Source organism: Rhizobium sp. BK176 (assembly GCF_024808055.1).
The window spans coordinates 276,658-295,614 of record NZ_JANUBV010000004.1; the positions used below are offsets into that span (position 1 = coordinate 276,658).

Here is an 18,957-nt window from a genome sequence, read left to right on the forward strand (position 1 = left end):
TTATCGCCGATAGCTGAAGAGACGGATGATGACGAAGATGGGGATGACGACGGTCGCACCAAGCAACAGATAGTCGCCGACGCGTCCCAAAGCGGCAAAGCCGCGGTGCCAGACTTCCAGAACGAAATTGCGGAGGCCGTAGACGAAATCCAGCGGCGCCCACCCGAACACGGCCATGATGAAACCGACGATCAACGATACGACCAAAAGCTTGACCAACGTGCGGCCGAGGGAATCGCCGAGAAACTTGTTCACCTGATCGGACATGCGCCATCTCCTGTTTATCCCTGAAATACGGCCGCGAATCGCCGCTCGCAAGCCTTTTTCAGGTCTGGCGCCTCCGCCTCTGAAATAGGACTTGAGTTTTTTTGTGGCCGCAGCCAAATGCGAGCCGATCCCAACAGGTCCGTACCATGCAGCCCAACCAGCTCACCTCAGGCGACGTGATCGCCGACCGCCGCGCAGACTATGCCAAGATGCTCGACGAAAGCGGCGAGCCGGATGCGGCTGCTGAGTTGATGGAGCAGGCGCTAGAGCTTGCTCCTCGCTGGGCGGCCGGCTGGTATAGGCTCGCCGCCTACCGCGAGAAGGCGGGTGACAGGGCAGGCGCAATCGAGGCCTACCGGCAGACTTTGGAAGTCACTCCCGAGGATATTTTCGGCGCCGGGCTCAAGCTCGCTTTGCTCGGCGATGTCGAGACGCCGGACCAGCCGCCGAGCAGCTATGTCGAGCGACTGTTTGACGACTACGCCGATCGCTTCGAGACCTCGCTGGTGGAAAAGCTGGATTACAGCGTCCCCGCCAAGCTTGCTGCGCTCGTTGCCACCACGGGCAGGAACTATGCGCTCGCCGTGGACCTCGGTTGCGGCACCGGCCTGCTTGGACCGGAAATCCGCGACAGCGTCGCGCGGCTCGAGGGCTTCGACCTGTCGCAGAATATGCTTTCCAAGGCCGCCGAGAAGCATGTCTACGATCACCTGGCCCAGGCCGACCTGTCGCTGGCGCCGGAGGCATCAGGCCTATTTGCCGAGGGAACGACGCACCGTGCCGACCTCGTCACCGCAGCCGACGTGCTGATGTATCTCGGCAATCTCGAAAGCGTGTTCGCGGCTGTTTCAGCGCTTGTTGTGGCCGGCGCCGATTTCGCTTTTTCGGTTGAGGATGCGGGCGAGGGCGATGGCTTCCATCTTGCACCGTCGCTGCGCTACGCCCATTCCGAAACCTACGTCCGCGCGCTCTGCGTCCGCCACGGCCTCGATGTCGCCGCCGTCAGCAAGACAGCCATTCGCAAAGATGGCGCAAACGTCATTTCAGGCATTCTGTTCCTTACGCGCAAGGCCGCATAGCGGAACGATTCTTGCGAAGTGATAATAGGTCAGTATTGCTTACGTATTTTGCTTGATTGCACCGCGAAAACGCCTGATAATGCTGACTAATTCAGTAGGGATGCCCGCAGAAATTCGAGGCGTCCGGCATCATTCATCACGTACGTTTCGTCACGCTCGGGTTTTGCTCGGGCGCATTTGAACATGTCTGCCGTTTGGCGATCAACGACAATGGCACAGCTCTTCAACGCCCTCGGTTTCCGGAATACCAGCGCTACCCGCCATACCCCCATCGAAGACGTTCAGGGGATCTTCTCGGGCAGCCTTGTTGCGGGGCTCGGGCTTTATGTTCTGGCCAGCGCTGGCCTTCTGACCGGAAGCACCGCAGGTATTGCGTTCCTGCTGCACTATGCCTTCGGGATAAATTTCGGGCTCGCCTTCTTCCTGCTCAACCTGCCGTTCTTTTATCTATCGTGGACGCGGCTTGGCGTAGCCTTCACGATAAAGACCTTCATTGCCATCGGCCTGACATCGGTCATGACCAGCCTGCAGCCGAAGGTCATGGACATTTCCGCCATCCAGCCTGCCTGGGCGGCGCTTCTCGGTGGTCTTCTGCTGGGTTTTGGTCTTCTTGCGCTCTATCGCCATCGCGCGAGCCTCGGCGGCGTTGGCATTCTCGGCATCTACATGCAGGAGCGTTTCGGCATCCGTGCCGGCCTCGTGCAGATGGCGATCGACCTCTGCGTATTGGCCGCTGCCTTCTTCGTCACCACGCCGCCGGTGGTCTTCTACTCGGTTCTCGGCGCGGTGGTGCTGAACCTCTTCGTGGCCATCAATCACCGCGCCGATCGCTATATCGCGCTTTAGGCAGCCTGTGCCGGCTTGTCGATCGGGTGCTGCGAGCGGAAGCCGACGGCGAGACGGTTCCAGATGTTGATCGCGCCGATCGCCACCGTGAGCTTGGTGATCTCTTCTTCGGTGAAGTGACCCTTCAGGGCTTCGAAGTCGGCGTCCGGAGCGCCGGTTTCGGCAATGCGGGTGACCGCATCCACCCAGCCGAGCAGGGCGCGCTCCTTGGCATCATAGACCGGCGATTCACGCCAGACGCACATCAGGTTGATCCACTGTTCGCTCAGGCCGTCGTGCCTGGATTCCTTCACATGCATGTCGACACAGTAGGCGCAGCCGTTAATCTGCGATGCGCGAAGCTTGATCAGGTGGATGAAGCGGCGCTCGAGGCCCGATTCCTGAACATACTGCTCCAGTGCGGCGACCGCCTTGTAGGCGTCCGGTGCGGCCTTGGCGAAGTTGAAACGTGCTTGCATGGTTCATTCTCCTTTTTGGGTTGGGCGGCTCAGCGAGCCGCTCGGCGTTCGTTCATTTCAAGGAAGGCGCAGCCGCGGGCGGCGATGCCGCCGTCGTCATCAGCAGCGAGCTGCACCAGGATGTCGGCGATGCTGGTCTTGGCGAGTTCGGCGCGGTAGACGCGCTCGGCCCTCAGCATCGCCGCGCTGATTTGGCATGGTTTGGTGAAATAGCGCCCCGGCAGCTGGTTCGGTCCGCGCTGGCGGATTTCGCTGCATCGGAACGCCGGCTCCGGTCCTTCGACCGCCAGCACGATGTCGAGGAGGCTGATCTTTTCCGTCGGCTTCGCCAACCTGTATCCGCCCTTCGGCCCCGGAACCGTGTTCACAATGCCGGCACCTGACAGCGCCTGCAGGTGCTTCAGAAGGTAGCTCGTCGAGACGCCGTGAAATTCCGCCAACGCAGCAGCCGACAGCACACCGCCGTCGGACAGGCCGGCCAGCATCGAGACACTGTGGATTGCCTGCTCCACTCCATCGCCCAGTTTCATCGGATCGCTCCTTAATTCGTGGATAAAAAATATCCACGATTATGCTGGATGTCAAGCGGCATGTTCGAGCAGTCGAAATAGGCGATCGGTCGTGTTCGTCCGGGGTTGTGAAGCCGGATGGATTCGCTAAAGTCGGCCCCGTTGGGCAAAAACAATTCCGATAAGGGAACAGCAATGAGAAAGACGATTTTCCTGGCGGCCGCTGCCTTGCTTGCCGCGACGCATCTCGCCTCCGCCGAAGACAAGATCCGCATCGCAACCGAGGGCGCCTATCCTCCCTTCAACTACGTCGAATCCGACGGCAGCCTAAAGGGTCTCGACGTCGACATGGCGAATGCGCTCTGCGCCGAGATGAAGGCCAAGTGCACGATCGTCGCGCAGGATTGGGACGGTATCATCCCCGGCCTTCTGGCCAAGAAGTACGACGCAATCATCGCCTCGATGAGCATCACCGACGAGCGTAAGAAGCAGATCGACTTCACGAACAAATACTACACGACGCCGCTCGCGGTCGCCGTGCCGAAGGACAGCCCGTTGAAGGGTGTCACGGTCGACGACATGAAGGGCAAGACTGTCGGCGCCCAGGCGTCGACCACGCAGGCGGACTACACTAGTGACGTCTACGCCAAGGGCGGCGCCGAGGCGAAGCTTTACCCGACGCAGGACGAGGCCGTCGCCGACCTGCAGAACGGCCGCCTGGACGCACTGATCTCCGACAAGTTCGTGGTGGTCGATTGGTTGAACAAGGCCGGCAAGGATTGCTGCAAGCTGCTCGGCGACGTTCCCGGCACGGAAACGCAGGCCGGCATTGGTATCCGCCAGGGCGAGACCGACCTGAAAGAGCGCTTCAACAAGGCGATCGATGCGCTGGTCGCCAGCGGGAAGTATCAGGAAATCACCAAGAAGTATTTCCCCTTCGACATCTACTGATCGCGTGCCGATCCAATCGCGCGGAGGCCGAAAGCCTCCGCGCCCTTTGACCAAGTCCATCCGATGAAAACAGATATCCTCGTTCTCGGTGCCGGCATTGTCGGCGTCAGTGCGGCCATTCATTTGCAGGATCGCGGCCGCTCCGTCGTGCTTGCCGATCGCGGCGAGCCGGGCGGCGGCACCAGCTACGGCAATGCCGGGCTGATCGAGCGCTCCTCCGTCGTTCCCTACGCCTTTCCGCGGCAGCTCGGCGCCATTGCCAAATATGCGCTGAACAATTCATCGGATGTCCGTTACGATCCGGCCTACCTGCCGCGCATCGCCAAATGGCTGGCGCGCTATTGGTGGCATTCCTCGCCGACCAATCTGGAAAAGGCGACACGGGCGCTCCTGCCGCTGATCGAGGCCAGTGTCACCGAGCACGACAAGCTGATTGGCCGCGCCGGCGCCTCCGACCTCATCCGCGAGCGCGGCTGGATGTCATTCTACAAGAACCCGCGCCGTTTCGAGGCTGCCCGTGCAGAAGCCGAGAGCCTGTCTACCCATGGTCTGGCAATCCGCATTCTCGACGCCAGCGAGTTTCTGGCGCTCGAGCCCGCTTTCGCCGCGAGTGGTCGCAGCATCGCTGGCGGCGTGCACTGGCTCGACCCGAAGACCGTGACCGACCCGCAGGCGCTGACGACCGCCTATGCCAACCTCTTCACCGCAGCCGGCGGCAAGATGGTCCGCGCCGACGCATCGGCATTGCGCGAGGAGAAGAACGGCTGGTCGATCACGACGGATGAAGGCGAGATCGTCGAAGCCGGCGAGGTCGTCGTCGCCCTCGGCCCGCAATCCGGCCTGATCTTCCGCAAGCTCGGCTATCCCCTGCCACTGGCGGTCAAGCGCGGCTACCACCGGCATTATGCGCAGCGCGAGGGCAAGCCGCTCGGCCATTCCGTCGTCGACGAGGAAGCCGGCTACGTGCTGGCGCCGATGGCGCGTGGCATCCGCCTGACGACAGGCATCGAATTCGCCGCGCCGGATGCGCCGCCAAATACCATCCAGCTCCGCCGCGATGAGGCCCATGCCCGTCAGCTCTTTCCGCTTGGCGAACCGGTGGAGGCGACGCCCTGGCTCGGGCTGAGGCCGTGCCTGCCTGACATGCGCCCGGTGATCGGCCCGGCGCCCCGCCATCGCGGCCTCTGGTTCAATTTCGGTCACGCCCATCACGGCCTGACGCTCGGCCCGGCCAGCGGCCGGCTGCTGGCCGAGCAGATGGCCGGCAACGACACCTTTGCAGATCCCAAGCCCTTCCACCCGCATCGCTTCCTCTAGTTCGCGGGTCCGCCATTCTATTTCGGTTGCCGGTGCACTACCTTTAGCGCCGTGGACCAGATCGATTCCGAAGCCCGCGTTGCCCTGCCTCCGCCTTTCACCCGCTGGTTCGCGGACAAGGGATGGCGTCCGCGTGCCCATCAGCTGGAATTGCTGGCCCGCGCCGAGGCAGGCGACAGCACGCTGCTGATCGCGCCAACCGGCGCCGGCAAGACGCTCGCCGGCTTCCTGCCGTCGCTGACCGATCTGACGCGCCGCGGCAAGATCCCGCCCGGCTCGGCGTTTACCGGCATCCACACGCTCTACGTCTCACCACTGAAGGCGCTCGCCGTTGATATCGAGCGAAACCTGATGAAGCCGGTCGAGGAGATGGGGCTGCCTGTTACGGTCGAGAACCGCACCGGCGACACGCCCGTTGCCAAACGCCAGCGACAGAAGCTGAACCCGCCCGACATTCTGCTGACGACGCCGGAGCAGGTGGCGTTGCTGCTCGCCAACAACGAGGCCGAGCGCTTCTTCAAAGACCTAAAGTATATCGTCTTCGACGAGTTGCATTCGCTCGTGACCTCGAAGCGTGGCCATATGCTCTCGCTCGGTCTTGCCCGCCTGCGAAGGCTGGCGCCCGCCCTGCAGACAATCGGCCTTTCGGCCACCGTCTCCGACCCGATGGACTTGCAGAAGTGGCTGGTCGCACAGCGGGAAGGCGAGGACCACCATGCAGGCCTTGTCATCGTCGAAGGTGGCGCCAAGCCCGATATTTCGATCCTGTCGACCGAGGAGCGCATCCCCTGGTCCGGTCATTCGGCGAAATATGCGATCCCCGACGTCTACAAGCAGCTCCTCGAACACCAGACGACACTGCTCTTCGTCAACACCCGGTCGCAGGCCGAGATGCTGTTCCAGGAACTCTGGACAGTGAATGACGAAAACCTGCCGATCGCCCTGCATCACGGCTCGCTTGATGTCGGGCAGCGCCGCAAGGTGGAGGCCGCGATGGCGGCCAACCGGCTGCGCGCTGTCGTCGCCACCTCGACGCTCGACCTCGGCATCGACTGGGGCGATGTCGATCTGGTCGTCCATGTCGGTGCGCCGAAAGGCGCCTCGCGGCTTGCGCAGCGCATCGGCCGCGCCAACCACCGCATGGATGAACCGTCGAAGGCGATCCTCGTCCCCGCCAATCGCTTCGAGGTGATGGAATGCCAGGCCGCTCTCGACGCCAACTATATCGGGGCGCAGGATACGCCGCCAGTCGGCAAGGGTGCGCTCGATGCACTGGCGCAGCATGTGCTCGGCATGGCCTGCGCCGAGCCCTTCGACATGCTGGAGCTTTACGACGAGGTCACCAGCGCTTCGCCTTACGCCGACCTCTCCTGGGAAACCTTCGAGCGCGTCGTCGATTTCGTCGCGACGGGGGGCTATGCGCTACGCACCTACGAGCGCTATGCCCGCATCCGCAAGACCAAGGAGGGACGCTGGCGCGTTTCCAATCCGCAGGTCGCGCAGCAATACCGGCTCAATCTCGGCACCATCGTCGAGAGCCCGATGCTCAATCTGCGCATGGTCAAGCGTGGCGAAGGCGGGCGTATCGGCCGCGGTGGCGCGACGCTCGGCAAGATGGAGGAATATTTCTTCGAGCAGCTGTCGCCCGGCGATACCTTCATCTTCTCCGGCAAGGTGCTGCGCTTTGAAGGGATCCGCGAGAACGAGGCGCTCGCCAGCCAAGCCTTCTCGATGGATCCGAAGATCCCCTCCTATGCCGGCGGCAAGTTCCCGCTCTCCACCTATCTGGCGGATCAAGTGCGTTCGATGATCGCGGATCCCGATCGCTGGCGCCATCTGCCGGATCAGGTGCGCGACTGGCTGGCGATCCAGCAGGAAAAATCGATGCTGCCGAAGCGCGACGAGCTGCTGATCGAGACCTTCCCGCGCGGCAGCCGTTGTTACATGGTCATCTATCCCTTCGAGGGGCGACTGGCGCACCAGACGCTCGGCATGCTGCTGACGCGCCGGCTCGAGCGGGCCGGCGCCAAGCCGCTCGGCTTCGTCGCGACCGATTATTCGCTCGGCATCTGGGGCTTCGAGGACATGGGACTGATGATCCAGAACGACCGGCTCAGCCTCGCTGACCTCTTCGATGAGGACATGCTGGGCGACGATCTCGAAAGCTGGCTCGACGAATCCTTTCTCTTGAAACGCACCTTCCGCAATTGCGCCGTGATTGCCGGTTTGATCGAGCGCCGTCACCCGGGCAAGGAAAAGACCGGGCGACAGGTCACGGTCTCGGCCGATCTGATCTACGATGTGCTTCGAACCCACGAGCCGGATCACATCCTCCTGCAGGCGACGCGGCAGGACGCGGCGACCGGGCTTTTGGATATTTCACGGCTTGGCGATATGCTGAGGCGAATCAAAGGTCACATCACGCATCGTGCGCTCGACCATATCTCGCCTCTGGCGGTTCCCGTCATGCTGGAGATCGGCAAGGAGCCGGTGCATGGCGAGGCGCATGACGCGGTGCTGGCAGAAGCCGCCGACGACCTGCTCGCCGAGGCGCTGGCCTAGAATGGTGCCGGATAGGTTCGTGTCGGCTTACCATCCGGAATTGCATGAGACAAAGGCCTTCGAAGATGAAGGCGCTTTAGGAATCAAGGACTGACCAGATTGATGAATCGCCTAGCGCTCGCGCGTGAACTGAACGGACTGACTGCGCTGCCAGGCGTGGAGACTTCCGTCCATGGCGTCGCTGCCGTCTGTGATCCACTCGGCGCGCTCTACATGCCCGATGCCGGCATCCTCGTCGTCTCCGACCTGCACCTCGAAAAAGGCGCGGCCTTCGCCCGCCGCGGGATGATGCTGCCACCCTACGACACGCTGGCGACACTGACGGTTCTCTCTGCTGTCATCACCCGCTACGACCCGAAGCTGGTGGTCTCTCTCGGCGACAATTTCCACGACCGCGTCGGCTCGGCGCATCTGCCTGAGGCATTCCGGAGCCTGATTGCGGAAATGGCGCGCGGCCGCGAATGGATCTGGATCAACGGCAACCACGATCCAGACGGCACCGTCGATTTGCCGGGCACGTCTGCCGACGAGATACACTCTGGAGGCCTGACCTTCCGCCACGAGCCGAGGGGAGGCCTGCAGAAGGGCGAGATCGCCGGGCACCTGCATCCGGCAGCGACCGTGCGACGTCGCGAAAAATCCGTCCGCCGTCCCTGCTTTGCCACAGATGGCGCCCGCCTGCTGATGCCGGCGTTCGGTGTCATGACCGGCGGCCTCGACCTTCGCCACAAGGCGATGAAGGGCCTGTTCGACCACACGCTGCTGATCGCCCATCTTCTCGGGCGGGACCGGATCTACTCCGTCAGGTTCGGAAACCTTGTCGGGTGAAAAGTCCAAAGGGTGGAATGTGCGCCAGTCGCCTCGCTCTATGATCGGAGCGTTGACCGCCCTCAGATAACGGTTGATAGCACTCAAGAATGCGCGGATGGTGTCGGAATCTCGTTTAGCCCGTCGTCTTCAAGGCAGACAAGCTATGGAGAACAGCAATGACGATCACTATTACCGCCTTTGAACGGTCGCCGGATCGCGGCAGAGGTTTGGCGCGTGACATGCGCGTTCGCTGGGCGCTCGAGGAAGTGGGGCAGCCCTACGAAGTGCGCCTTCTTTCCTTCAAGGCTATGAAGGAAGCCGCACACCTTGCGCTTCAACCGTTCGGGCAGATTCCGAGCTATGAAGAAGGCGATCTCGTCCTATTCGAGTCCGGGGCAATCGTGTTCCATATCGCGCAGCGCCATGCCGGCTTGCTTCCGGTCGACACGAACGCTCGGGCGCGCGCAATCACCTGGATGTTTGCCGCGGTCACTACCATGGAGCAGCCGATCGTCGACCGCGAAGCAGCCAGATTTTTGGAAGGCGATAAGCCCTGGTATCAGGAGCGCCTGTCCATGGTCGACGAACGTATTCGCAAGCGACTGAACGAACTCTCTACCCAACTTGGGGATGCCGACTGGCTCGACAGCGAGTTCAGCGCGGGCGACCTGCAGATGGTGTCGGTGCTGCTCCGGTTGAAAGGATCAGGCATGCTGGACGAGTATCCGAACCTTGCAGCCTATGTCACCCGCGGCGAAGCGCGGGCTGCATACAAACGTGCGTTCGACGCTCAACTGGCGGTTTTCAACGCCGCATCGACCGGCTGACAAAGGTTCGCTCCAAGCTCGAAGCCGTCTCCAGCGTCTTCCGCTGAGCTTATGGGTTCAGTCCTAATCGCCGAAGTAATAGAGAGGCTGGCGCGTCAGTTCGCCGCGACCGATGTGGCCGTAGACGTCCTTTCCCAGGATCCAGAAGGAAATCGTTTGGGTTTCCATGCAGAAGATGTAATCACCGGAAATCCAGTGTTCTGCCTTGTTGCCGGAAATGGCATAGAGATAGTCGCCAATCTCATACATGACGGCCCGGTGCGAGCTGTGGTCGTATAAGTAGCGCTCTGCCATCTATTCTCCTGATTCCATTTCAGGAAGAATCCCATGGCTGCGAATGTATTGTCAAACAATACTGATGATATAGGCCGATCAACCCAATTTTGTTTCGGCAAAGGCGGTTTCATGCGGCCTTTACTGTGCTTACGAGGCCGATGTTAGGTCGTCGAGATGTTAAAGCTAGGCGATCACGAAGCACAGCATTTCGGCCGTGAACTTCGAGACAGATCCCTGAATCCCGCAGTCGATCATCGTGCAGTACGCTCGGTATGATGTCGCAAAGGCAATCAGCAACGTCTCCACGGTCGGCGGCCGATCTGCGTCCCGGTTGTCGTGAACAGTGCCGAATTCCTGTATGTTTATCGGACCGCCTCAGGTCATATGCGATCTGAGAAAAGGGGCCAAAAATGTCCACTCAAGCGCTACTAATCGTGCATGCCGATGTTCCGAATGAAGCGGATCGTGCCTCCTTCGATCGATGGTACGATCGCCATCTGCCAGAGGCATTGCGCGCGTTCGGGGCACTCCGGGCCTGGCGCGCCTGGAGCCGAACCGATCCTTCGAAGCACACTGCCTTCTATGAGTTCTCTAGCTTAGAAGCGGCGAACGTCGCTATTCAATCGTCGGGCAACGAATTTGATGGCAAATGGGGCGGGCGCGCGACACGCACCCGAGACATTGTCGAGGTTGCCCAGCGGCTACCGGACTAAGACTGAGATACTGTCAAAAGCTTCGCGTGCGTCTGCTTTGGCCCGGTAGAGGAGACCTCAATTGCACCCCTGCAACTGCTGCTGATAGGTCACCGCCATATTGCTGAATCGTTGCGCCGTCTTCTGCAGTTGCCCATTCGAGCGCCAGTCGCCGCGCATGTAGCCCTTCGGGCCGGAATAATAGGCGAGGTAGAGGTTGTAGGCATCGTTAAGCGGGATGCCGGTCGTTTGACTGTTTTGCGAATGGTACCAGCCGATGAAGTCGATCGCATCGGCGAAGTTGGTGCGGCGGGCAGCGAAGCTCCCGGTCGCCGATTGATAGTGATCCCAGGTGCCGTCGAGCGCTTGCGAATAGCCGTAGGCCGTCGATGGCCGCGTCCAGGGAATGAAGCCGAACAGCTTGGTGCGCGGCGGCCGCGCATAGGGCTGGAAGCCGGACTCGGTGTACATCGTCGCCATCAGGATCGGAACCGGAACCCCGTATTTACGCTCCGTCTTTTCCGCCGCGCGCTGCCAGCTCGTGAACATTCCGTCGCGCTGGTCGAAGACAGCGCAGATGTTTCGGGTTTGTTTGGGAGCCGTTGCACAACCGGCAGCAAGTGCCAGAAGCACGAGGACGGGGAGGGTACGGATACGCATTACAGAAAACCTCTCATTCCGAGAGATTACTAACTCGTAAATATTAACGAGCGGTTTTTAGTCGATTGGGAGTTGCCACGGGTGAAAGGGTGACCACGATTCGCCATGCCAGCGAGAGGCATTTGGCGCGGTCACCGGGCCGAGAGGTGCCGGAACAACGCAAGGGGCTGAACGCTCCCCTTGCGCGCGACCCCAACGTATCTATTGTCGAGAAATGCCGGGGCGGTTGGGAGTGTCTGATGTCGGCAGTGCCTTTTTCGAAGATTTCCTCGCCACTCAATGCGCTGCTTGCCGCGACCGGACTGCTGATGGTGGCTTTGCTTACGACACCGGATCTGACCCCGCAGGCGAGATTCGCCTGCCAGCTTGTGCTTGTCGCGATCTGGGTGGCCTACGTCTTCCAATTGGCCGGCACCTTGCTGTCCCGGCGACACCGCCTGCCGGGCGGAACACCACCTCTGCTGATCGACGTAATTGCGGTCCTGCTTCCCCTGGCCGCATTCCTGTTCGTCGGATCTCGCGATCGGAGCTTGTACTGCGCCATCTGGCTTCTCAAGCCGCTGCGGGACTCGAGCTTCTTCAGGTTGATGGCAAAGGTGGTTGTCAAAGAATACCGCAACCTCCTCGGCGTGACGTCGGTTTTCGCCAGTGTTCTCTTCGGCGCGTCGGTGGCCGGTTATGTCATTGAGCGGGATATCCAGCCGGACAAGTTCGGCAGCATTCCGCAGGCGATGTGGTGGGCGGTCGTGACCCTGTCGACGACCGGCTACGGCGACGAGATCCCCCAAAGCCTGGCTGGGCGGGTGCTCGCCGGGTTGGTGATGATGAGCGGCATCGGCATTTTCGCACTTTGGGCCGGTATCCTCGCCACGGGCTTCTACGAGGAGGTTCGCCGTCGGGATTTCGTGCGCAACTGGCAACTCGTCGCCGCCGTGCCTCTGTTTCAGAGTCTTGGCTCGGCAGCTCTGATCGAGATCGTCCGCGCGCTGCGGCCGCGCACGGTGCCCGCTGGCGCCGTGATTTGCCGCAAGGGCGATGTCGGCGATCAGATGTTCTTTATCGTCGAAGGGCGGGTCAGCGTTGCGACGCCCGATCATCCGGTCGAACTCGGTACTGGAAGCTTTTTCGGCGAGATGGCACTGATCAGTGGAGAGCCACGCTCGGCGACCGTCAGTGCGGCCACCGAGGTCTCTCTCCTGTCGCTCTCCGCCGTTGATTTCCAGATGCTCTCGAGCAGCAGTCCGGAGATCGCCGAGACGATCCGCAAGACGGCATTTGAGCGACGGGGCGGCTTGCCGAAGGAATGATTTAAAGCCACGGTATCGCATGACCGCAGCCACCGGCTTCATGCCCTGACCGGCTTGTAGCGCAGGATGACCGCGCCGCTCTTTGTTGTCGCACTGTCGAGCAGTGTCATGGGGATCTGCTGGCTGGCCGGTTTGAAGAGCGGGTTGCCGCCGCCGAGAATGACCGGCACCAGGCAGATGCGGACCTCGTCCACCAGTCCTTGCTGCAGCAGTGAATCTGCGAGTTCGGCGCTGCCGAAAATGAAGATCGTCTTGCCGGCCTCGATCTTCAATTTCTTCAGTTCCGGGACCGGATCGCTGACAACGCGCGTATTATTCCAGTCGGCCGTCGTCATCGACCGCGACACGGCGATCTTGGCAATGCCGTTCATATAGGCCTTGATCTTCTCTTCTCCCTCCGCCGCCGGCCAATAAGCCGCCATGCCTTCGTATGTCTTCCGGCCGAAGACCAGCAGATCGCCTTCCTCGCCGAATTGCTCGGCATAACGCTCGAGCTCGGGACCCCAAGCCAGATTGTGGAACTCGATATCCCACGGCTTCGTGCCTTCGAAGTAACCGTCGAGTGTCATCAGATTCCAAACGACAAGCTTTCTCATTTCGTCCTCCTTCCAACTGATTGCAATTTGCAACTGGTTGAAAGTTAGATTGACTGATGGCAAAATGCAAGCAGTTTTTGGAGATACTCATGGACGATGCTCACCGCTCCGGCTGCCCGATCAACCTGACGCTGGAAGTGCTCGGCGATCGCTGGAGCCTGATCGTCATCCGCGACATCATGTTCGGCAACCGGCGCCATTTCCGTGAGTTGCTGCAGAATTCGCAGGAACGAATCGCCTCGAACATTCTGGCCGATCGCCTGCGTCGCCTCGTCGACAGAGGGCTGCTCACAAGAGAGGACGATCCAAGCCACAAGCAGAAGGCCATCTACAGCCTGACGGAGATGGCGATCCAGCTGGTCCCGATCTTCGCCCATATGGGTGCCTGGGGCAGAAGACACCTTCCGGTGTCCGAGGAGCTCTCCATTCGCGCCGAGCTTTTGGAGACCGGGGGCGCGGAGCTTTGGGAGGGCTTCATGGACGAGTTGCGCGCCAAGCACCTCGGCAAGACGCTGCCTGCCGGAACGCCATCGGTGCTCGGGCGACTGACGGAAGCCTATCTCGATGTGGTTGCGCGCAAGACGAAATCCGCCTGATCAGTCCTTGCGGAACACCACGCTGGCGCCCCAGCCGGTAATCAGCGCCAGGAAGACGGAGAGCAGGCCATAGGCGATCGGCTGCGCGTGCGCCGCGTCCGTGATCATCTGCTCGATCCCGGTCTTGATGACGCGCAGCGGAACCGACTTCTCGGTGACGAAGTTGCCGCTCTTGAAGAGGTAGGCGCGGACGGTGTGCACGCCATTCGGAATATTTGCCGGGAGTCGCAGACTCGCCTTGAAAAGGCTGGAACTGACGAAGCGCACGCCGCTCGGGTCGCGATCGTAGAGACCGCCATTCTCCTGCAGCCGGCGAAAGGCCTGCCGGAACTCGCCAAGATTGCTGGCATTGCCGACGAAGCCGACCGGGGTCAGCGGAATGTGGTCGATCCCGATCCCCATATCCGTCAGGTCAAGCGGCGTGGTGATGTCGTCGAGCATGCGGGAGCTCGACATCGAATAGGAATGCGGCACCGCCTCGAAGGTCATCGAGCGGGTGTTGACCCAGATGCCGAAGACGCGCTCCTTGCGGCGTACCGTGGCGTTCTCCCGCGGCCCCTCGAGAACGACAACGACATCGTACTGGCCGATTGCCAACAGCAGACTGTCGGTGTTGGTCACCGCGCCGAAGATCGTGAGGTCCGCGCCGCGAAAATCCGAGGTGATGGCGATTTCACTGGTCGACGTGCCAATCTCAAGGCCCTCGGCCGTCGTTTGCGTTGCCTGCCCAGGGAGGAGCATTTGCGCCTCCGCGACAGCCGGCAGCATGATGACGCAAAGCAGCAGGGCGGTGAGAACGCGGCGCATCAGTTCCCCCCCATGACCACGGAGTAGACATCCGCCGGGGTGACAATTAGCGCAACGGCAAGGCGAAGGCCGACGGCGAGGACGAGAAGCCCAAGCAGCGCGCGAAGCTGTTCGCCGCGCAGCTTCTGTCCGACGCGGACGCCGTATTGCGCGCCGATGACGCCGGCAATCATCAGGATGAAAGCGAGCACGATATCGACCGAGAAGTTGGTCGCCGCCTGCACGACCGTCGTATAGGCGGTCACGAAAATGATCTGGAACAGCGATGTGCCGACAACCACGTTGGTCGGGATGCGCAGCAGATAGATCATCGCCGGCACCATGATGAAGCCGCCGCCGACGCCCATGACCGACGTCAGCACGCCGATGCCGAAGCCGAGCGCGATTACCGGGATAACGCTGAGGAAGATCTTCGACTTCTTGAACCGCATCTTGAGCGGTAGCTTGTGCACCCAATGGTGATGACCGGGGCGTCGCGGCGTTGGTGGCACGTTCTTCGCCGCGCGGCGCATGGCATTGACGCTCTCGAGCAGCATCAGGCCGCCGACGGTGCCGAGGAAGATAACGTAGAGCAGCGAGATGATGAGATCCAGCTGGCCGATCTGTCGCAGCAGCGAGAAGATCCAGATGCCGACCGTGGCGCCGGTCAGACCGCCGATCAGCAGCACGGTTCCAAGCTTCAGGTCGAGCGATCCGCGACGAAAATGCGTGATCGCACCCGAGATCGACGAGGCGACGACCTGGTTGGCGCCAGTGGCGACGGCGACGACCGGGGGGATGTTGTAGAAGATCAGCAGCGGTGTGATCAGGAAGCCACCGCCGACACCAAACATTCCGGACAGAAAGCCGACGGCTGCTCCCATGCCGAGAATGATGAAGATGTTCACCGACAATTCTGCGATAGGCAGATAGATTGTCACAGCAGACCCCAATCTATGAACTGCCCCCACAGGCAGGCGTCTTACATCCCGTTCGAATGGCACATCATACGGTGAAATCGTTGCCAGAGGCTTTCGATAAGCGACATGCAATCCGCTCGATAGCGTGATGCTCTCGAATAATCAGGCTTTTTTTGGGTTTTATGACAAGCCTTTAGGAGGAGGTCTCGGCAGAGCATCCGATCGCGGCAATCCGATCGCCGGTTGAATGCAAGGCGCCTGCCGACTAGGGTCCGAGCGTCATTGTCCGGGGGATTCGCGTGAAGGCAGGATTGGTTCGTTGGTTGCTGGTGGCCTGCGTCGTGCAGCCGTTTGCGGCGAGGGCGGAATGGCAACCGATCGAAGAGGTGCGGACTTATGCGGTGACGGGGAGTTCCGGCGCGGCGCTGTACGATTCCATCGGCGAAAACGGCCCGGACCTTGGCGGCAGCCGCGTCGTGGCGCACACAACCTTCAAGCTGACCTGGACCAGAAAATACGAGCGTCGCGGCAACGCCTGCGTGATTGCGGTGGCGCGGCCGAAGCTGATCATCACTTACACGCTGCCGAAGCCAGCCGGAAAGCTGCCCGCTTCGACGGCGGCAAGCTGGGCGACGTTCATCGCCGGCATCGAAACGCATGAGCGGGTGCACGGCGACTACATCGAGCAGATGGTCCGCGAGATCGAAGCGATGAGCCTCGGCTTTTCCGCCGACAATGATCCGGACTGCCGCAAGATCCGGGTCGAGTTGACCAAGCGGCTTGGCGAACTCTCGGCGCGGCAGCGACAGCAGGGCCGGGATTTCGACAAGGCCGAGATGAGCGAGGGCGGCAACATCCGCCGCCTCGTCCTGCAGTTGGTGAACGGCCCCTGAGGGGCCGCTCGAAGCTTTGCCGGATCAGCCCAAGGCGGCAGCGGCAACCGGAGCGAGGTGCGGCCAGACCTCCAGCGCGCCGCGATAGATCATGTTCAGCGCCACGTAGATGATGATGGCAAGGCCGAGATAGGCGATCCAGTGGTAGCGGTTGAGCAGGCGCGCGATGAAGTTCGCAGCGATACCCATCATGGCGATCGACAGGATCAGGCCGATGACGAGGACCGTCGGATGTTCGCGGGCGGCACCTGCGACGGCAAGCACGTTGTCGAGTGACATGGACACGTCGGCGATGACGATCTGGCTGGCGGCCTGGAAGAAGGTCTTCCTCGGCGCCGCCGCCCCTTCAGGGCCCTCGGCTTCCCCTCCGCTGCCGTTGCGCAGATCGCGCCACATCTTCCAGCAGACCCAGAGCAGCAGGATGCCACCCGCGAGCAGCAGGCCGATGATCTCGAGGAGCTGAACGGTGACGCTGGCAAGCGCGATGCGCAGCACGGTGGCGGCAAGAATACCGACGAGGATCGCCTTCTTGCGTTGGTCGGCCGGTAGCCCGGCGGCGGCAAGACCGATCACCACGGCGTTGTCCCCGGCAAGCACCAGGTCGATGAGAACGACCTGCAACAGCGCCGCCAAGCCGGCAGAAGTGAAAATTTCCATGTATGACAATCCCCGACTTTTCGAAACGCACCGCCGGCGCGTCGTTAACGCATAGATGATCGTTGATCGGCTGATCAAGTGGCGCTGGCGTATTGTGGAAAAGTTCTGCCGGCCGTTGCAGTTCCGCCGAAACCGACAAACAGCCTTCATTTTCCTCATTTAAGCTTCTTTGCATGGTCGGGGATTGGCCATGACGCGGCGAATGTGCTAGCGAGAGCCGCAAAAAGCCCCGGCCGGCATGATCGAGGGGCGCAGCAACGCTTTCGGACTCCACGCAGACATGATTCGTATCGAGAATATCAGCAAGCAGAACAGCCACCGCATCCTCTTCATAGAGGCATCCGCAGCCCTCAACAAAGGCGAGAAGATCGGCCTCGTCGGTCCGAACGGCGCCGGCAAGACGACGCTCTTTCGCATGATCACGGGACAGGAGCAGCCCGACGAAGGCCAGGTCGCCGCCGAAAAGGGTGTGACCATCGGCTATTTCAATCAGGATGTCGGCGAGATGGAAGGCCGCAGCGCCGTGGCCGAGGTCATGGAAGGCGCCGGTCCCGTCAGCGTCGTCGCGGCCGAGCTGCGTGAGCTCGAAGCGGAAATGATTGACCCCGACAAGCTCGACGAGATGGACCGGATCATCGAGCGCTACGGCGAAGTCCAGGCGCGCTATGAGGAACTGGACGGTTATGCGCTCGAGGGCCGTGCGCGTGAAGTTTTGGCAGGTCTGAGCTTCACGCAGGAAATGATGGACGGCGATGTCGGCGGACTGTCGGGCGGCTGGAAGATGCGTGTCGCGCTCGCGCGCATTCTGCTGATGCGCCCTGATGTCATGCTGCTCGACGAACCGAGCAACCACCTGGATCTCGAGAGCCTGATCTGGCTGGAAGATTTCCTGAAGACCTACGACGGCGCATTGCTGATGACTTCGCACGACCGCGAGTTCATGAACCGCATCGTCGGCAAGATCATCGAGATCGACGCCGGCTCGCTGAACAGCTACTCCGGCGATTACGGCTTCTACGAGCAGCAGCGGGCTCAGAACGAGAAGCAGCAGCAGGCGCAGTTCGAGCGCCAGCAGGCGATGCTTGCCAAGGAGATCAAGTTCATCGAGCGGTTCAAGGCGCGGGCCTCGCACGCTTCGCAGGTGCAGAGCCGTGTCAAGAAGCTCGAGAAGATCGACCGTGTCGAGCCGCCGAAGCGCCGCCAGACCGTTGCCTTCGACTTCCTGCCGGCGCCGCGTTCCGGCGAAGACGTGATCAACCTCAAGAACGTTCACAAGAAGTACGGTAGCCGCACCATCTACGAAGGCCTGGACTTCATGGTCCGCCGCAAGGAGCGCTGGTGCATCATGGGCATCAACGGCGCCGGCAAGTCGACCCTGCTGAAGCTGGTGGCTGGCTCCGCCGAACCCGATGAGGGCAGCGTCGCTCTCGGCGCCAGCGTCAAGATGGGCTATTTCGCGCAGCACGCGATGGATCTGCTCGACGGCGAGCGGACGGTGCTGGAATGGCTGGAGGATTCCTTCCCGCAGGCGGGGCAGGCGCCGCTGCGTGCACTTGCCGGCTGCTTCGGCTTCTCCGGCGACGATGTCGAGAAGAAGTGCCGGGTGTTGTCCGGCGGCGAAAAGGCGCGGCTGGTCATGGCCAAGATGCTGTTCGATCCGCCGAACCTGCTCGTCCTCGACGAGCCGACCAACCACCTCGACCTCGATACCAAGGAAATGCTGATCAAAGCGCTGTCGCAATACGAGGGCACCATGCTGTTCGTCTCGCACGACCGGCATTTCCTTGCTGCGCTTTCCAACCGCGTGCTGGAATTGACGCCTGACGGCATCCATCAGTACGGCGGCGGCTACACCGAATATGTCGAGCGCACCGGCTACGAGGCACCCGGCCTGCGGGGCTGACGGCGCCGGGGCACCCGTCGGCCTCCGGGCTCGACACAAAACCGC

The 18,957-nt window shown here is 61.5% G+C and carries 21 protein-coding genes; 12 read left to right on the forward strand and 9 right to left on the reverse strand.

Translation table 11 applies throughout. The features are described 5' to 3' along the window. On the reverse strand, positions 1–267 hold the full coding sequence (locus FHT76_RS16755) for a DUF6460 domain-containing protein (RefSeq protein WP_016552643.1): 267 nt from the start codon (positions 265–267) through the stop codon (positions 1–3). A 146-nt stretch (positions 268–413) separates the two neighbouring features. Here FHT76_RS16755 and FHT76_RS16760 point away from each other — a divergent pair, with 146 nt between their 5' ends. Continuing rightward, positions 414–1,346 carry a methyltransferase gene (locus FHT76_RS16760; protein WP_183860350.1) on the forward strand — a complete coding sequence of 311 codons (933 nt, stop codon included), beginning with the start codon at positions 414–416 and terminating at the stop codon, positions 1,344–1,346. Between the two features lie 210 nt (positions 1,347–1,556). Continuing rightward, positions 1,557–2,192, forward strand: a complete 636-nt coding sequence (locus tag FHT76_RS16765) for a YitT family protein (protein ID WP_183860348.1) — start codon at positions 1,557–1,559, stop codon at positions 2,190–2,192. On the opposite strand, the gene FHT76_RS16770 is transcribed toward FHT76_RS16765, so the two are convergent. Continuing rightward, positions 2,189–2,650, reverse strand: a complete 462-nt coding sequence (locus tag FHT76_RS16770) for a carboxymuconolactone decarboxylase family protein (RefSeq protein ID WP_183860346.1) — start codon at positions 2,648–2,650, stop codon at positions 2,189–2,191. The two genes, FHT76_RS16765 and FHT76_RS16770, sit on opposite strands and share 4 nt — an antisense overlap. 29 nt (positions 2,651–2,679) lie before the next feature. Then, positions 2,680–3,180 carry an Rrf2 family transcriptional regulator gene (locus FHT76_RS16775; RefSeq protein WP_183752856.1) on the reverse strand — a complete coding sequence of 167 codons (501 nt, stop codon included), beginning with the start codon at positions 3,178–3,180 and terminating at the stop codon, positions 2,680–2,682. A 174-nt stretch (positions 3,181–3,354) separates the two neighbouring features. Between FHT76_RS16775 and FHT76_RS16780 the strand changes: the two genes are divergently transcribed. The 5 genes from FHT76_RS16780 (at position 3,355) to FHT76_RS16800 (ending at position 9,626) form a co-directional block, all read left to right on the forward strand. Next, positions 3,355–4,110: an ABC transporter substrate-binding protein gene (locus FHT76_RS16780; RefSeq protein ID WP_183860344.1), complete on the forward strand. Its 756-nt coding sequence runs from the start codon at positions 3,355–3,357 to the stop codon at positions 4,108–4,110. 63 nt (positions 4,111–4,173) lie between these two features. Beyond that, a complete protein-coding gene (locus tag FHT76_RS16785; protein WP_183860342.1) occupies positions 4,174–5,427 on the forward strand; it encodes an FAD-binding oxidoreductase in 1,254 nt (417 codons plus the stop codon). 51 nt (positions 5,428–5,478) lie between these two features. Beyond that, positions 5,479–7,989: a ligase-associated DNA damage response DEXH box helicase gene (locus FHT76_RS16790; protein WP_183860340.1), complete on the forward strand. Its 2,511-nt coding sequence runs from the start codon at positions 5,479–5,481 to the stop codon at positions 7,987–7,989. A 102-nt stretch (positions 7,990–8,091) separates the two neighbouring features. Beyond that, positions 8,092–8,817 (forward strand): ligase-associated DNA damage response endonuclease PdeM, encoded by a 726-nt coding sequence (gene pdeM, locus FHT76_RS16795; protein WP_183860760.1) that lies wholly within the window; start codon positions 8,092–8,094, stop codon positions 8,815–8,817. Positions 8,818–8,975: 158 nt separating this feature from the next. Then, positions 8,976–9,626, forward strand: coding sequence for a glutathione S-transferase family protein (locus FHT76_RS16800; RefSeq protein ID WP_183860338.1), 651 nt, complete (start codon positions 8,976–8,978; stop codon positions 9,624–9,626). A gap of 63 nt (positions 9,627–9,689) precedes the next feature. Here the strand turns inward: FHT76_RS16800 and FHT76_RS16805 are convergent, their stop codons facing one another. Beyond that, entirely contained in the window at positions 9,690–9,920 is a 231-nt protein-coding gene (locus FHT76_RS16805) for a hypothetical protein (RefSeq protein ID WP_114711272.1), read from the reverse strand. Between the two features lie 392 nt (positions 9,921–10,312). Between FHT76_RS16805 and FHT76_RS16810 the strand changes: the two genes are divergently transcribed. Beyond that, positions 10,313–10,615, forward strand: a complete 303-nt coding sequence (locus tag FHT76_RS16810) for a hypothetical protein (RefSeq protein ID WP_183752846.1) — start codon at positions 10,313–10,315, stop codon at positions 10,613–10,615. Positions 10,616–10,672: 57 nt separating this feature from the next. Here the strand turns inward: FHT76_RS16810 and FHT76_RS16815 are convergent, their stop codons facing one another. Continuing rightward, complete coding sequence (locus FHT76_RS16815) at positions 10,673–11,254, reverse strand: transglycosylase SLT domain-containing protein (protein WP_183752844.1); 582 nt, start codon at positions 11,252–11,254, stop codon at positions 10,673–10,675. 239 nt (positions 11,255–11,493) lie between these two features. On the opposite strand from FHT76_RS16815, the gene FHT76_RS16820 reads away from it, so the two are divergent. Next, entirely contained in the window at positions 11,494–12,561 is a 1,068-nt protein-coding gene (locus FHT76_RS16820) for a cyclic nucleotide-gated ion channel (protein ID WP_183860336.1), read from the forward strand. A 38-nt stretch (positions 12,562–12,599) separates the two neighbouring features. Here FHT76_RS16820 and FHT76_RS16825 read toward each other — a convergent pair whose 3' ends face one another. Then, positions 12,600–13,157 carry a dihydrofolate reductase family protein gene (locus FHT76_RS16825; RefSeq protein WP_183860334.1) on the reverse strand — a complete coding sequence of 186 codons (558 nt, stop codon included), beginning with the start codon at positions 13,155–13,157 and terminating at the stop codon, positions 12,600–12,602. A gap of 89 nt (positions 13,158–13,246) precedes the next feature. Between FHT76_RS16825 and FHT76_RS16830 the strand changes: the two genes are divergently transcribed. Next, complete coding sequence (locus FHT76_RS16830; protein ID WP_183860332.1) at positions 13,247–13,753, forward strand: helix-turn-helix domain-containing protein; 507 nt, start codon at positions 13,247–13,249, stop codon at positions 13,751–13,753. Here FHT76_RS16830 and FHT76_RS16835 read toward each other — a convergent pair whose 3' ends face one another. Together FHT76_RS16835 and FHT76_RS16840 are read right to left on the reverse strand one after the other, a co-directional pair. Beyond that, on the reverse strand, positions 13,754–14,560 hold the full coding sequence (locus tag FHT76_RS16835) for a TIGR02186 family protein (protein WP_183752830.1): 807 nt from the start codon (positions 14,558–14,560) through the stop codon (positions 13,754–13,756). Continuing rightward, the gene (locus FHT76_RS16840; RefSeq protein ID WP_183860330.1) at positions 14,560–15,480 is read right to left on the reverse strand and encodes a sulfite exporter TauE/SafE family protein; all 921 of its coding nucleotides are present in this window, start codon (positions 15,478–15,480) and stop codon (positions 14,560–14,562) included. Before FHT76_RS16840 ends, FHT76_RS16835 begins: the two co-directional genes overlap by 1 nt. A 278-nt stretch (positions 15,481–15,758) precedes the next feature. Here FHT76_RS16840 and FHT76_RS16845 point away from each other — a divergent pair, with 278 nt between their 5' ends. Then, positions 15,759–16,352 (forward strand): DUF922 domain-containing Zn-dependent protease, encoded by a 594-nt coding sequence (locus tag FHT76_RS16845; RefSeq protein ID WP_183860328.1) that lies wholly within the window; start codon positions 15,759–15,761, stop codon positions 16,350–16,352. A 24-nt stretch (positions 16,353–16,376) separates the two neighbouring features. Here the strand turns inward: FHT76_RS16845 and FHT76_RS16850 are convergent, their stop codons facing one another. Continuing rightward, positions 16,377–17,009 (reverse strand): TerC family protein, encoded by a 633-nt coding sequence (locus FHT76_RS16850; RefSeq protein WP_183752827.1) that lies wholly within the window; start codon positions 17,007–17,009, stop codon positions 16,377–16,379. Between the two features lie 280 nt (positions 17,010–17,289). On the opposite strand from FHT76_RS16850, the gene FHT76_RS16855 reads away from it, so the two are divergent. Further along, on the forward strand, positions 17,290–18,912 hold the full coding sequence (locus tag FHT76_RS16855; protein WP_183752825.1) for an ABC-F family ATP-binding cassette domain-containing protein: 1,623 nt from the start codon (positions 17,290–17,292) through the stop codon (positions 18,910–18,912). Positions 18,913–18,957 lie beyond the last annotated feature (45 nt).